At 60.4% G+C, this 14,377-nt stretch carries 13 protein-coding genes; 9 read left to right on the forward strand and 4 right to left on the reverse strand.

What is annotated here, in order from left to right; translation table 11 throughout:
• Positions 1 to 44: 44 nt before the first annotated feature.
• On the forward strand, positions 45 to 2,204 hold the full coding sequence (locus tag ABE483_RS06400; protein ID WP_346481353.1) for an ATP-binding domain-containing protein: 2,160 nt from the start codon (positions 45 to 47) through the stop codon (positions 2,202 to 2,204).
• On the forward strand, positions 2,182 to 2,874 hold the full coding sequence (locus ABE483_RS06405; protein WP_346481354.1) for a DUF2290 domain-containing protein: 693 nt from the start codon (positions 2,182 to 2,184) through the stop codon (positions 2,872 to 2,874). The genes ABE483_RS06400 and ABE483_RS06405 overlap by 23 nt, the downstream gene beginning before the upstream one ends.
• Before the next feature lie 131 nt (positions 2,875 to 3,005).
• Here ABE483_RS06405 and ABE483_RS06410 read toward each other — a convergent pair whose 3' ends face one another.
• Positions 3,006 to 4,319, reverse strand: coding sequence for a DNA cytosine methyltransferase (locus ABE483_RS06410; RefSeq protein WP_346481355.1), 1,314 nt, complete (start codon positions 4,317 to 4,319; stop codon positions 3,006 to 3,008).
• Between the two features lie 128 nt (positions 4,320 to 4,447).
• Here ABE483_RS06410 and vsr point away from each other — a divergent pair, with 128 nt between their 5' ends.
• Together vsr and ABE483_RS06420 are read left to right on the forward strand one after the other, a co-directional pair.
• Complete coding sequence (vsr, locus tag ABE483_RS06415; protein WP_346481356.1) at positions 4,448 to 4,849, forward strand: DNA mismatch endonuclease Vsr; 402 nt, start codon at positions 4,448 to 4,450, stop codon at positions 4,847 to 4,849.
• Between the two features lie 48 nt (positions 4,850 to 4,897).
• Complete coding sequence (locus ABE483_RS06420) at positions 4,898 to 5,713, forward strand: endonuclease (RefSeq protein WP_346481357.1); 816 nt, start codon at positions 4,898 to 4,900, stop codon at positions 5,711 to 5,713.
• Between the two features lie 38 nt (positions 5,714 to 5,751).
• On the opposite strand, the gene ABE483_RS06425 is transcribed toward ABE483_RS06420, so the two are convergent.
• Positions 5,752 to 6,528, reverse strand: coding sequence for an HNH endonuclease (locus ABE483_RS06425; protein WP_346481358.1), 777 nt, complete (start codon positions 6,526 to 6,528; stop codon positions 5,752 to 5,754).
• An 81-nt stretch (positions 6,529 to 6,609) separates the two neighbouring features.
• On the reverse strand, positions 6,610 to 6,825 hold the full coding sequence (locus ABE483_RS06430; protein WP_346481359.1) for a hypothetical protein: 216 nt from the start codon (positions 6,823 to 6,825) through the stop codon (positions 6,610 to 6,612).
• A gap of 333 nt (positions 6,826 to 7,158) precedes the next feature.
• Between ABE483_RS06430 and ABE483_RS06435 the strand changes: the two genes are divergently transcribed.
• From ABE483_RS06435 to ABE483_RS06455, 5 genes are all read left to right on the forward strand, one after another.
• Complete coding sequence (locus ABE483_RS06435) at positions 7,159 to 7,500, forward strand: SymE family type I addiction module toxin (protein WP_346481360.1); 342 nt, start codon at positions 7,159 to 7,161, stop codon at positions 7,498 to 7,500.
• Between the two features lie 85 nt (positions 7,501 to 7,585).
• Positions 7,586 to 7,708 (forward strand): hypothetical protein, encoded by a 123-nt coding sequence (locus tag ABE483_RS06440; protein ID WP_346481361.1) that lies wholly within the window; start codon positions 7,586 to 7,588, stop codon positions 7,706 to 7,708.
• 212 nt (positions 7,709 to 7,920) lie between these two features.
• Entirely contained in the window at positions 7,921 to 10,026 is a 2,106-nt protein-coding gene (locus ABE483_RS06445; RefSeq protein ID WP_346481362.1) for an AAA family ATPase, read from the forward strand.
• A 3-nt stretch (positions 10,027 to 10,029) separates the two neighbouring features.
• A complete protein-coding gene (locus ABE483_RS06450) occupies positions 10,030 to 11,292 on the forward strand; it encodes an McrC family protein (RefSeq protein ID WP_346481363.1) in 1,263 nt (420 codons plus the stop codon).
• 182 nt (positions 11,293 to 11,474) lie between these two features.
• Positions 11,475 to 12,614 (forward strand): YncE family protein, encoded by a 1,140-nt coding sequence (locus ABE483_RS06455; protein WP_346481364.1) that lies wholly within the window; start codon positions 11,475 to 11,477, stop codon positions 12,612 to 12,614.
• Positions 12,615 to 12,744: 130 nt separating this feature from the next.
• Here the strand turns inward: ABE483_RS06455 and ABE483_RS06460 are convergent, their stop codons facing one another.
• Positions 12,745 to 14,322: a serine hydrolase domain-containing protein gene (locus ABE483_RS06460; protein WP_346481365.1), complete on the reverse strand. Its 1,578-nt coding sequence runs from the start codon at positions 14,320 to 14,322 to the stop codon at positions 12,745 to 12,747.
• Positions 14,323 to 14,377 lie beyond the last annotated feature (55 nt).

Consider the following 14,377-nt stretch of genomic DNA (forward strand, 5'->3'; position numbering starts at 1 on the left):
GGATGTTTACTTGCTGGTCGTGGCTGCCAACTGAAGGAGTGATCGTGGCTATCGAGGTAATACTGACGACTGATCGGTATGATAAAGATACGGCGGGAAGAGCTCTGCTGGCATCTCTGCAAGCGCCGGGGCTAGCGTCATCGATGGATGAATCGGTCTTCTACTATGATTTCCCTACCTACGGTGACTATGAGGCGCAGATTCATACGCCGAGCGCTCTACTACTGAGCCCTAGGCTCGGCGTACTCGCTATCAGGGCGCTCAACGCGGCTGAAATCTCTTTGGGAAACAAAGGTACTTTGTTAGAGATAGAGGACGAGATATCTCAGTTCGCTAGCATTCTTATTGGCCGGCTCCTCAAGAGTCGGCAGTTGCGACGTGGCGTCTCCACTTTAAAGTTTAGTATCACCCCTATCATCTATGCGCCAGGCCTGCTGTTAAATCAGGAGGATGTGGGGTTATCGATACCCTTAATTACATCTCAGGACAGCCTTGCGCAGTTCGTGGGCGATTGTGCTTCGTCTTCTGTTCTCGACCCATCAGATCTTGCAGAGGCGCGATCAGTTATAGAAGGGGCAAAAGCCCTAACTAAACCCGTCAAGCGCGCTGTTATTGACCCCAGTCAACAGAGGGCTGCAGTTGCCCTCGCTAGGCTTGAGGCGGACATCGCTAATTTTGATGAAAAGCAGCGACGTGCAGCTCTCTCTACCGTTACGGGACCGCAGAGAATCAGGGGGCTTGCTGGTTCGGGGAAGACCATTATTCTCGCCATGAAGGCGGCGCATTTGCATCTTACGAATCCTTCGGCAAGGATTCTCATTACTTTCTATACAAAAAGTCTTAATGAAACAATTCGGTCGCTGATCACAAAGTTCTATCGGCATTACAAAGATGAAGATCCGGATTGGACCCTTATCCATGTTCGTCACGGATGGGGCGGCGGCCGCAAGGCTGGCGTCTACCACGATGCATGCGTGCGTGCTGGAATTGAGTCGCTGAGTTTTCCAGTGGCGAAGCAGCGCGCGGGCGCAGCTGATCCTTTCGATTACGCATGCGCAGATTATTTGAAACAAATTGATTCTTCGCAAGAGTACTACGACTATTTCTTGATCGATGAGGGCCAGGACTTTCCATCTACGTTCTATCATCTGGCTTATCTTATTACCAAGGGTGATAGAGATAAGAAGAACATAGTGTGGGCGTATGACGAGCTGCAGAACATTCTTGATGTGAAGATTCGCTCGCCTGAGCAGCTATTCGGATCTGATTCCAATGGCGCTCTCGTCTCGCTGGATCGGTCATCCGCAAATCTACCCCGGGGAACTGAAAACGATATCGTCCTCAGTAAGTGCTACAGAAATCAGCGAGAGGTTCTCGTGGTAGCACATGCGCTCGGCTTTGGGGTATATGGCCAGCTTGTGCAAATGCTGGAAAGTGCTGAGCACTGGGGTGACGTCGGCTATGAGATGAAGCAAGGGGATTTCAATCAGCCGGGCTCCAGGATCATCATCGAACGGCCTGCTCGCAATAGTCCTCTTTCAATCGGTCAGGTAGAGGGATTTCCGGTAATCGAGACATTCGTTGCGGGAGACATCGAGGAGGAGTTTGACTGGGCATCAGGGCAGGTTAGTAGCTTTATCTCTGGCGGCCTCAATCCTCATGACATTATAGTTGTATGCCTTGATGATAGAAATGTTAGGTACTATTTCCGGGAGATTAGCTCTAGGCTGGCCGCTGCGGGTTTAAATAGTCACAATTTGTCAGCAGACTCCTATTCCGATCTTCCTTTCTTTGCGGAGGGTAGGGTAACGCTGTCAACGATCTACAAGGCAAAGGGGAATGAGGCGCCAGCTGTGATTATTGTGGGCTTGGATGGTGCGGGCAGGCGGACCCGCTCAGGCCGAAACAAAGTATTTACTGCATTCACCAGGTCAAAGGCTTGGGTGCGTGCGAGTGGCATGGGTGATGTGGCGGTTGGGTTGATGGGGGAGGTTAACTCTGCGCTACGAAAGTTCCCAGTGCTAGAGTTCGATATGCCGGACTTACAGAATATTAACTTTATCCAGAGAGATCTTGGTAAAAAGCAAGCCGCGATCAAGAAGATTCGAGATCAGTACCTCAGAAAATTAGAGCTGGAAGGTTTCACAGAGGATGAGGCCCTTGGGTTGCTGGAGGAAGGTGATGGACCGACGCGCAGTCGTTGAGGGGATAAACGCAAGCTGGAGTTTCTTTGACGAATGCGCATTGGCTGAGAGTTTTGCGAGCCCCGATCCGCTTGGAGTGGATGAGGAGTTTCGCAGGATGGTCATGTCGGCCGATTGCTCGCATGAATCACTTTACTCTTACTGCATTCAGCGATCTCACTTCAATATACTTCTTTACGACCATTCGTTTTTTCAGTTTAGCTGGTCGGGTCTGGATGCAGTTAGATTTGCTTTCTATCCAAATCCTCACGTTTCTGATTTGGCTGGTGTTAATAAGTTCAGAAAGTACCGTGGCAAACTTTCCGACGGCGTTATAGAAGATGAGGATTTTAGTCAGCTTCTGCGTGGGATGGCTTATCGTGGGAGCATTCCGATCTTTAGATATGAAAATGCTCCGTCGCAGTACGTCCCTTTGAGTCATCCGTGCTCGCACCTCCACATCGGTGTGCACGGGGATAATCGATGGGCGCTCAGGCGACAATTGACCCCGCTGGCCTTCTCAATGCTCATGGCAAAGCACTACTACCCTGAGGAGTGGTCTATGGGCGTAGAGCAAGGGTCCACGAGCGGCGAGAATGGCTTCGAAACAAGGCTGCGGCAGGTCCGCTCGGAATGCCGAATAATTGCTGACTTCTCTGCGGAAGAAGAGCTCGCTTTTCATTTTTTCTAAACGGCGTTCATGTCTGCCGCAGTAGCGCAACTAATGAAGCAAAGGACCGGGAATTTTGCGCGCGGAGGGGGCTTGCCTGTGACGCGCGGCGCCCCGGAGTCCAGGCGCCTAATTTCGACGTTTAAATGTGGCTATAGCGAGAGCTGATCTGGATCAATCCTCTTCTGTTTTGTCTTTTTAGCGCCGCTCTTACGATCTCGCTGTTTGATCGGGCTCGCAATGCCCCAATGCGAGGCTGCCTGCGCGAGGCCCATTTTGAGCAGGCCAACCTCTCCGAGGGTGATTTCCTTAGTGGGCCGTTTAGGCTTTATCCCCATGGCTTTCAGTATTTGACTTGCTACAGCGCGCGCGAGCGGTGGTGGAACAGCGTTGCCGATTTGCCGCGCCCCGTGCCATTTGGTCTCGTGGAACCGGAACCAATCCGGAAACCCATGAAGACGTGCCATCTCGCGCACCGTAATGCAGCGACTCCACTTGTAGTGAATCGGCCGGGGGCTGGTAAACGCGCCACGTGCCGCATCCGTCCCTGCGCGTAGCGTGTTGCTGACCCCTTTGGGGGGAAGTTTAAGGAAGCGCGAAATCGGCTCAACCTGCCCAGCCACGGTGTTCGCAAACCTAGCGCGCGAAACCTCCGTGTGGTCAGAGCGCATGCTGGATGTGAGCAGCAGTGGATCCCACGCGCGGCGATAGCCAAACGCCCAGCCCTGTGCGTCCTCGCAGCGCATCAGCGCGGAGTAAAGCGTGCTCTTGCCAAACTTCTTAACTCTGACCTCATCGGTAACGTTCAGCGCGGCGAAGCTCTCGGCATCGGGTAGGTCGTCCAGCGCCTCTTTGCACGTGGGTGCGTCGGGCAGCAGCGAGCCCTTGAGCCCCGGCTTGGCCGTCACTGGATGAGGGTAGCTGGGGATCTGTAGGCCGCGCTTGGCGCCCATGAGAAAAAGCCGCTGTCTGTCCTGAGGTACGCCATAGGAGTAGGCATTGAGTACCTTCCAATCCTTGAGGACGTCGTACCCGGACGCCTCAAATTCCTGAATGAGCTCTTCCAGGAACTTGCGATGCTTACCTAGCGTCAGTCCCTTCACGTTCTCGAAGACGAAGTAGTCCGCATCGAGTTCACGAACGATGCGGACGAAGTCCTTCACAAGCGAATTTCGCGGGTCATCCAGCGCACGGCGGCCGATTAAGGAAAACCCCTGGCAAGGGGCTCCACCGAATACGACGTCGATCTTCCGTTGGCCCACGCCCGCAGCGACGCGGATCTGATCGCCCGTGAGGTCGGTAACGGATCGCGGGATGACGGCGCAGTTGGGGAAGTTGAACGCATGCACTGCTGCATGCACTGGGTCGATCTCAACAGCGGCTACAACGTCGAAGCCCGCTTGCTCGAAGCCTAGGCTGAGTCCGCCGGCCCCTGCAAAGAGGTCGATTCCGATAGGTCTGGTCATGGAGTAATTATAAGGCCGGCTAGGCTGAATGTCGATCGGAGAACGCCTCAATGTCCAGTGGGGCGGGGCCTTCTCGCGGGCTTATCATGAAGCCAGTCAGTCTCAGGGGAAGAGACCAGGAGCTGCGGATGGACCGCCTTACCCCGGAGCGCCGTAGTTGGCTTATGTCAAGGATAGGCAGGGCCAACACGAAGCCAGAGGTCGCTGTCCGGTCGATCCTTCACGGGCTCGGCTACCGCTTCAGGCTGCTTCGTCGGGATTTGCCGGGCACACCGGACATTGTTTTGCCGGGCAGGACCGCCGTGGTCTTCGTGCACGGGTGCTTCTGGCATGGGCATAGCTGTAAAAAGACAAAGATGCCGAAGTCCAGAACGGACTATTGGGGGCCGAAGATTGAAGCCAACAAGCGCCGAGATAGGCGCAAGCGCCGGCAGTTGATCGGGCTCGGCTGGCGAGTGATAGTGGTCTGGGAGTGTGAGCTAAAATACCCCGACAAATTGGCGAACAAGCTATCGAGGGCTCTGGGATAGAGATCTGCCGGAGCGCGACAATGAAGCAACTTTTGCGAAGGACGCAATGTGGAAAAGCCGCAGAAAGCAGCGAAACTGAACCGCTACTCCGAGATCATTGGCGAGGTCTTCCGAAAGAACTACACCCCAGGTAGCACTAAGGTGCCGTTCGAGCGCGGCGAGTTCGAGCATGCGGCGGTAGAGCGAGGAATTCGGTTGCCGAAGAACCTTGGCGATACAATCTACTCGTTCAAGTACCGCAACAGCTTGCCTGCGTCCATCACGGCGACAGCTCCGGAAGGTTTCGAGTGGGGCATCTATGGCGCCGGTCGTGCCAAGTACGAGTTCCGGTTAGAGCGCCCTCTTTCGATCATCCCGCGTACTAATCAATTGGTCGTCAAGATTCCGGATGCCACGCCCGAGATCATCGCGGCCCACGCATTGGGCGATGAGCAGGCACTGCTGGCCAAGGTTCGCTACAACCGACTGATCGACATCTTCCTCGGCGTCACCGCATCTTCGTTGCAGAATCACCTGCGCACGACGGTGAAGGACATCGGTCAGATTGAGATTGATGAGCTTTACGTCGGCCTGGATCGTAATGGTGCGCAGTACGTGGTGCCTGTGCAAGCCAAGGGTGGCAAGGATAAGCATGGCCGGCAGCAGACGGAACAAGATATAGCCTGCTGCCGGGAAAAATTCCCGGCGCTGGTCTGCCGTCCTGTGTCTGCACAGTTCATTACCGCAAACAAGATTGCCATGTTCGAACTTGCCGTCCAGGACGATGAGATTCGGGTTGTGTCCGAAGAGCACTACGAGCTCGTGCCATCAGCAAGCATCACTGCGGGTGACCTAGCTCTATATGCGGGGCGAAAGAGGGGCTAGCCAATGTGGGAGAGTGCGGCAGACGCATTCCTCCACACTCATCGCCACTCGCACCGCGAAAGATGCCACTCAAGTGAATCCCTACTGACCGTTTGCTCGCCTCGCACAGTAGTGGCGAGCTGCGAGCCGGTCAGAGCGGCGTATTCGCTATCTCGCAGCAAGGGCGCGGTCAGTACCCTCAGGCTGCCCGGATCCACTGCGATCAAGCAAAGATCGAACAACGTATGCACATCCGCGCGCAGTAGAAGACCATTTGTTACCGAGTTGGTGGCCTCATTCTTGTAAGGATAGACGTGGGCGGCTTCCAAAATCTCGACTAAGCCGCACCCAGTCACAGCGCATCGAAAGTCATACGCTGCGAGCAAGGCTTTGCGGAACGCCGGTTGGCCACGGCGTCGAACGATGCTCGCAACCGACCGACGCCTTTGGTCTTCGACGTTACTAGGCGAGAAAACATGGGCCGCTTCTGCCAGGCGTTCCTCTTCCTCCAGCTCTTTCTGAATCGCATTGCTTAGAGAGTTGAGCCCAGCAAGCTCGCCAGTGGTTTGGAGCAGGGGAGTCAGTTGCCGGGTGATGGTAGGCCCGACGTTGGCAGCCGGGCGCAGGCCATCAAGCCTCGGTTGCCCCAGCTGCTGCAACACGTAGGAGATGTTCTGCATCCTGTATTCCCACGACTTCGGTGATCGTCCATGACGCTGCGATAGCTCCCGGTAGACCTGGGCTTTGTTGATGCCGTGACCCTGCGCGACGCGCTGCTCCATCCAGCGGTAGGCATCTACCGCTGCTGCCAACTCCTGCTGAGTCCAACCGCTCACGTCGCCACTCCGCCTATGGAAAGCACTGCTTCGATAGGTGGGGAGTATGCCGCATGGGCCGTAGGCAGCCCAGCCGGTGAATCAGCTGCTAACGTTTAGCCCTGGCGAAGGCCAGAACGTGTCTACTCGATTCAGGTCGTAATCCTCGCCAAATGCCAATGCCGCCTCTCGGGCCGGAATGCCCGCGTAGCACCCCAGCAAGAATTCATCCATGCCCGCATCCGCATGGTCGATAGCGAAGAAGCCCAACATGGCCTCGTCGAACGCGTCAAGCCACTCCCCGTCAATCCTGGTCATCTGTAGTCCTCCCGATAGGCCAGAGAGGATGCCGCCACCCCGTCCCAAGGCCTGCGACTGAACCGGGACAGTTGCGTCGCACCGTAGACGCCGCCAACCAACCCCCGCCAGATCAACAGGAACAAGCGATTTCCCATCCTCAGCACCAACGCGCATGGTGTTCATCGGAGCGTAGAAACTCTTCTAGTAGCAGAATGTTGGACGTCCCTTTGTCGGGAGGGTGGCTAATACAACACCCTCGTGGAAATACGCCCGCCGGTTGCTACTAGACGGTTTCTAACCTCCCGACGCCCTTGCCATCCCGGCAAGGGCAAGCCCTGCAGGAGGTCCAACATGTTGACGCCGTGGGAAGACGAACCCGATGACGCGCGCCCCAAGCGCAAACCCTACGCCCGCCCCGCACGCAGCTACCGCGTAGGCGCGCTGACGTACCCGGACCGCGAAGAGTCCGGTCCCACCGAGATTGTTCCCTACCTCAAGCTGCGCGGCCGCTGGCTGGACAAGCTCGGCTTCGACGTAGGCGCCCGCCTGAAGGTGGAGGCCACGCACGGCAGCATCACCCTTACGGTGGTGGAGCGGCCCGTGCCGGTGGTCAAGAAGATCCCCCGCAAGGGCTGGCGGGCACTGGCCGTGCAGCCGCAGCGCCTGCCCCGGTTCGGCAGCGCTGCGCTGTGACGGGCGCAAACGCCAGCACGTCACTGCACCCCCGGTGCAGTGTGGAGGTACAACCTGTTTCAGAACCCAGCAGTGGGAGGAACGCATGAGCAAGAGTGTCTTCATGCAGTTGGAAATGGCCGCTGGCCTGCGCGCCAGCTTTCAGCGCGCGGCGGCGCGCGAAGACCGCCGGGCGGCACAGGTGCTCCAGCAGTTGATGCGGGAGTAGGTGGTGCGGCAATCGTGTGTGGATGCGGACGCAGAGGCCGGTGCCTTCGACCCGGTCAAGCGGGCGGATGCTCCAGACAGGGAATGGCGAGCAGTTCTGTCGGCCCCTTGTCGTCTCCAAGGGTGCCGCCGTAGCATTCCTTAATCGTAAACAGGGGGAATGCATGGTCAGCACAGGGATTGGCACGATCAACCAAGCGCCGGGTGTGCGCAATGCATAGTGCGGATCAGGCTGATACAGCCGCTTCGCCGCTCACCTACGAGGTGGTGCTCACCGACGGTGCCCTCCGCAATGGCTACATCACTGTCGATCCCGGTTGGGCGGGCTTTCCTTCGGCCATGTTGGGCCGGCCAGATGCCCCTTCGGGCAGGACGGCCGTGTTCACCTTCCCGGACGGCTACCAGGTTACTTCGGACCTGCGCGCCAGCGGGCCGGGTTCCGCGCGTATCCGGTCCCGTGTGGGTCCTGCATTCAAGCGGCTGGGTCTGGTGGCGGGCAATTCCCTGCTACTGGTGCGAGAGGGCGAGGGGCAGTACCGGATAGAACCGCGCACCGGTCAACAGCGGGATACCTTCGAACTGGGCTACGTGCGGCTGCGCGCGCGATTCCTGGCGCGGTTCCCCGGCTTCACTGGCTTTGATGACCCGCGGCTGCTGCGCGAATCCAGCTACAAGCGCCAGTTGGTCAACCACTATGAGAACATCATGGTGCCGGCGCTTCGGGACGGACCGGAGCAGGACGTCTGGACGGCGTTGATCAAGCTGCTGCGTGTGCGCGTGGGCAGCGATAACCCCCAACCTCAGAACGTGGTCGGCTGGCGCATCGTGGCCCAATTGGCTGAACTTCCCGAACACGACCAGATACAGTTGGGCGCCGGGGTGATGGAGCTGCTTCACCTGCAGGGACCGGGTGACCGGCTGGATGATTTCAACGATTGCCTGGCCGGGCTCAGCACGCCCTTGCAGTCGGCAGCCCAGCGCTCGCTCTCGAGCCTGCTGCTTACCTTGGACGATCCCACCCGCTACTTCTTCATCAAGACCGGACAGATGCGCCGGGCGCTGAGTCTGCTGGATCCGACCTTCGATTTCGGCAAGGGCGGCATGGTGACCGAAGAGTGGGAGCGCATCCGCTCTCTGGCTCATCGCCTCGCCAAACGCCTCGAAGAAGATGGCTGGCCGCCGGCAGACATGATCGACATTCAGTCGTTCCTGTGGGTGGCCATCGCCTACGAGCAGGGTGAGGGCGCCGAGCGTGAGGACGAGGTTGAGGAAGCCGAGGATGAGGAGTCTGAAGATGAAGCAGTGGACGACGAGGCCGATATGATCCCCGCGCACCGCCCCACCAATACCATTCTGTACGGCCCGCCGGGCACTGGTAAAACCTACGGCGTAGTGGAAAAAGCGTTGGAATTCCTCGACCCGCCACTGCTGGCGACCGCAGCCCGCCACGGCGCCGGTGGCCGGGCATTGCTGAAGCAGCGCTTCGATGTGTTGCTTGAAGAAGGTCGCATCCGTTTTGTCACCTTCCACCAGAGCTTCGCCTACGAAGACTTCGTGGAGGGCCTGAAGGCGCGCGTGGGCGAGGGCGGTGCGCTGGAGTATGTAGTGGAGCCCGGCGTGTTCCTGGAGCTCTGCATCGAGGCCCAGCACAGCGATCTGCCGTATGTGCTCATCATCGATGAAATCAACCGGGGCAACATCGCACGCATCTTCGGCGAGCTCATCACCCTTATCGAGCCCAGCAAGCGGCAGGGCATGGACGAGGCGCTGTCGGTGCGCCTGCCATACTCCAAGCAGGTATTCGCGGTGCCGGCCAACCTTCACCTGATCGGCACCATGAACACCGCCGACCGTTCGTTGGCGGCCATGGACGTGGCCCTGCGCCGGCGTTTCCGGTTCATCGAGATGCCGCCACAGCCAGAGCTGCTGGATGCTGTCATCGACGATGTCCCTTTGGGCGAGCTGCTGGGCACGATCAATGACCGCATTGAGGTGCTGCTGGGGCGCGACCACCTTATCGGCCATGCCTACCTGATGGGCGTAACCGACCTGCCATCGCTGGCCGAGGCCTTCCGCCTGCGCATCCTGCCGCTACTGCAGGAGTACTTCTTCGAGGATTGGCAGCGCATTGCCTGGGTGCTCAACGATGGTGTCAAACCGGAGGGCGAGCGCTTCCTGCGCCAGCGCGACCTTCAGCTGGGCCGATTGTTCGCACCGGATGTGCAGCTCGCGCCAGATAGCGCACGGTGGTACATCCATGAGACGGCGTTTGAAAAGGCAGCCAGCTACCGGGGAATTCTCGCTGGTCGGGCTGGCTGAGCCGTGGCGGTGCTCACGGTCCGCGAATACGCGCGGATTGGCGTCTGCGCACATGCGCCGCGGCAGGAAGGAATGGATGCGGCTTGGCTGCCGCAGGCGTCATTTGACTGGCTATGCGCGGAGTTCGAGCGCCTGCGTGGCGGCGGCGCTGCCCTGGTGCAGCGCGACGGTGCCCGCTGGCTACGGCTGGACCAGTACGTAGGGGTAATGGAATGCCCGGACGGCACAACGTTGGAGGTGCTGCCCAAGCATGTCACCGCCGACGGCGACCACGCTTCCGCCCGTCGGCTGCTGCGGCGCATGCTGTGCACGGTGCTGGACATCCCACCGCGCGAAGGCAGCCTGGCCGGGGTAGCGCTGTTCGATCTGCCGTTGAACGAATGGGTGATGGCGCGCTTCCTGGCTGCGCTGGATGAGCTGGTCAAGCGCGGGCTGCGTTTCGACTACACCCGCGTGCGCGAGGAGCAGGTTTTCCTGCGCGGGCGACTGGATACCACGCGGCAGCTACGGCAACCGCCCACCCGCGCCCATCTGTTCCACCTGGAGCATGACGTCTTCAGCGAAGATCGCCCGGAGAACCGCCTGCTGCGGTCTGCGTTGGATTGCGTGTGCGCTCGTACGCGAAACCCTGGTAGCTGGCGGCTGGCACATGAGCTGTCCACGCGTATGGCTGGCGTGCCGCGCAGCACCCACGTCGCCACGGACCTGCGTGCTTGGGGCACTGACCGGCTGATGGCGCACTACCGGTCGGTGCGCCCGTTGTGCGAGCTGATCCTGTCGGGGCAAAGCCCGCTCGCGCTGCGGGGGGATTGGCGCAGCCCCAGCATGATGTTCCCAATGGAGCGCCTCTTCGAACGCTATGTTGGCGTATGCCTGGCCCGTCAGTTTGCGCCGGCGTGGCAGGTGGGTGGCGCGGCGTCTGAACACCTGTGCAGCCACCAGGGCAAGGGATGGTTCAACCTGATCCCCGACTTCCTACTGCGCCGAGGTAAAGAGCTGCGCGTGCTGGATACCAAGTGGAAGGTGCTCGACGGGCGCGCTTCGGACTCGCGGGAGAAGTACGGGTTGAAGCAGGTAGACTTCTACCAGATGTTCGCTTACGGGCAGCGGTACCTCGAGGGCGCGGGCGAGATGGCGCTTGTATATCCGCTGCATGCGGGTTTCGACCAGGCTCTGCCGGTGTTCGCGTTTGATGCTCGGCTGAGATTGTGGGTGCTGCCGTTTGATCTGGAGCAGGGGAAACTAGTGATACCAGAGGGTTGGTAGACACGTGCCTGGGGCCGGGAGGTGTTGCTGGTAACGGCGCACGCCATACCCGCAGCCCATCCTGCTACCATTCCCCCGCAAACCCAGCCAGCCCACCCAGCGCAGACAGATGCGGGGCCGGCCGTCACATGTACGGCCCAGCGAGCCAGGACACCCTCCCGTGCCCCTTCAAGGAAGCTCGCATGTACCGCAATTCCGTAATCCGCTCGGCCGCTCTGGCCCTCGCCATCTCCCTGAGCCTTGGCGCCCCGTCCGCGTTCGCCGCTGACCAGGCCACCGCATCCGCCAGCACCACCGCCGTCCAGCGCAAAGCCATCGCCCAAGGCCTTTACGAGCTGGCCTTCAGCCCCAAGCAGAACGCCGTCTTCGTCGCCTCCTCGGGCGGCTTCGGTGATGCCGCTGGTCCGTCCCAGGTCCTGCGTCTGAACCCGGAAACCCTGGCCGTCGAAACCGCCATCCCGCTCGAACGCAAGGCGTTCGGCGTGGTGCTGGATGACGCCAACAACCGCCTGTACGTCGGTAACACGGTCGATACCTCGGTCACCGTCGTCGACACCGCCACCAACAAATCGGTCGGCATCGTGCAGCTGATGGAAAAGAAGGTCGGCAAGGACGGCAAGGCCGCGTACACCCACGATCTGCGCGAGCTGGTGGTCGATGGCGCCAACAATCGCCTGTACGTCACCGGCCACTCCGGCGAGGGCAGCGTGCTGTTCGTGGTGGACACGCAGTCGCTGAAGGTCATCAATACCATTCCGGGCCTGGGCAATGCCAAGGCGCCCGGTCTGGCGTTGGATGCCAAGGCCAAGCGCGTGTACACCTCCAACCTGCTGGCTGAGGTCGTCACCGTCGGCACCGACAGCGGCAAGGTCGAGCAGCGCTTCAAGGTCAGTGCCGAGCAGCCGATGAACATTGCGCTGGATCCGGCCGGCAAGCGCCTGTTCGTGACCGACCAGGGCTCGGAGATGATCCGCAAGTACCAGGCCAGCAGCTCGGGTTTCGAATCGAAGCATCCGGGCCAGCGTGTGCTGGTGCTGGACCGTACCACCGGCAAGGAACTGGCCAGCATCCCGACCGATGCCGGCCCGCTGGGCATCCTGCTCGATGCACCGCGCAAGCGCCTGTACGTGACCAACCGCGATGGCGGCACCGTCACCGCATATAACAGCGACACCTACAAGCAGGTGGCGACGTACGCGGTGCCGACGCACCCGAACAGCCTTGCGCTGGATGCCAAGAAGAATGTGCTGTACGTGACCGTCAAGAACGGTGACAGCGAGGCGAAGGGTAGCGAAGAGTCTGTTGCTCGGATTGCGCTGTAACGTGTTGTAGCTGGACCAAAGGCCGGCCGCCTCGCGCGGCCGGTCCTGTATTCGCTGCGTCGGAAGCTCTATTCCCGCGCGCCGTGATGCGAGACTGGCGCAAAGCCCTCGGCGTCGGCCCCAATCGTCATCAAATATCCCGCTCCCGCCGCACGTAATACCCCCGCCCCTCCCCAAACACCACACTCAACGCTTCCACCTTCCCGAACGCATCCCGATGGAACTCTATCTCCAGCCCATCGATATCTGGTGACACAAACCGATTCGGCGACACTGGCAGCACGCGCCCATCGCGTTTCGTCCCAGCCACACCCACGCGCACCTCCCCACCAGCCACCTTCACCTCCAACGCCGGGATGTCGAAGATGTCGGCCAACGCACCGCGCTGCGCCATCGGCACGCGCTCGTCCTGCTCGAACACCCCGGCATAGTCCGCATACCGCGGCTCACGAAGGTCCAGCGCAACCGTGCGCACGGCAGGATTCACGCCACGCCCGATCGCATCCGACAGTGCATTGCGGATCTCCGTCGCCAGCGCGGCGCCATTCTCACCATTGGTAAGAATCACAAAGCCATCGCCCGTCTCCAGATACCCCTCGATCCACGCCCGGTAACTGTCGTTGGAGCCGCCATGGTGGAAGATCCGGGTCTGCCCGGCACCGTCCAGACGCGGGCCAAGGCCGTGCCAGCTTGGCGACACCTCGGTCATCATGTCGGTCGCAATGGGCCGCGGCAGGAAATTTCCTTGGCCACGGTAGCTGGCCGTAAGAGCAGCAACGAACGCGGCCAGGTCGTTGGCGCTGGTCCATAGGCCGGAGGCGCCCTGTTCCGGGAAGGACTGCCAGCCGCGCGGCAGGGCGGTGAGCTTGCCGTCGCCGTCATGCGCTTTGGCGATGTTGTCGGTGTTGGCGGGTGGATCGGTGAACCGGCTGCGCTGCATGCCCAGTGGCTCGAACACCTGCTTGCGTGCGAGCGTGTCCAGCGGCTGGCCAGTCACATCTTCGAGCACGAGCTGTTCCACCATCACACCACCACCAGAGTAATCGCCCCGTTCGCCGGGTGTATGGATCAGACGTATAGGTTTGTTCTTGGCCGGGACGATGCCATCCAGCGTCTGCAGCAGCGTGGGCAGCGGCTCGCCTGGCAAGTAGTCGGCGAATCCACGCACGCCCAGCCCGGCGGTGTGCGACATCAACATGCGCAGGGTCAGCTGCGGTGCCGGCACCGACGGGGTAGCCGGGACTTTCCAGCTGCGCAGGTAGGTGGCGATGTCCCGGTCCAGCGCGAGGGTGCCGTCGGCGACCAATCGCAGTGAGGTGGCGGCCGTAACCACCTTGCTGACCGAGCCGACCGAGAACAACGTGTCGGCATTCACGGCAGCCTGCGTGCCCACCTCGCGCGTCCCGTAGCCGGCGCTGTGCACGAGCTTGCCATCCCGTAGGACAGCGATGGCCACACCGGGCACATGGTGCTGGGCCATGCGTTCCTGCAGCGACCAGTGCGGCAGCCCGGTATCGGCCGGCACCACCGTGGGGCGCAGGCCGGAGGCGAGCGCCGTGCGGATCGTAGCGTCTTCGCGGTCCGCCGCCGCGCCGGGGCCGGCAAGCAGCAGTAGCAGCGCGGCACACAGTGACGCGCGCAGCAGGCCGTACTGAGCGCGGTGGAATCGCAATGGTGTGGATGCCTGCGGAGGGGATGCGTAAGCCATGCGATACCTCATTAGCGGGGGCGATGGGCGAAAGACAGGCGTGCGCGTGCACGCC

This window comes from Stenotrophomonas sp. TWI602, assembly GCF_039674045.1.
Taxonomy (GTDB): Bacteria; Pseudomonadota; Gammaproteobacteria; order Xanthomonadales; family Xanthomonadaceae; genus Stenotrophomonas.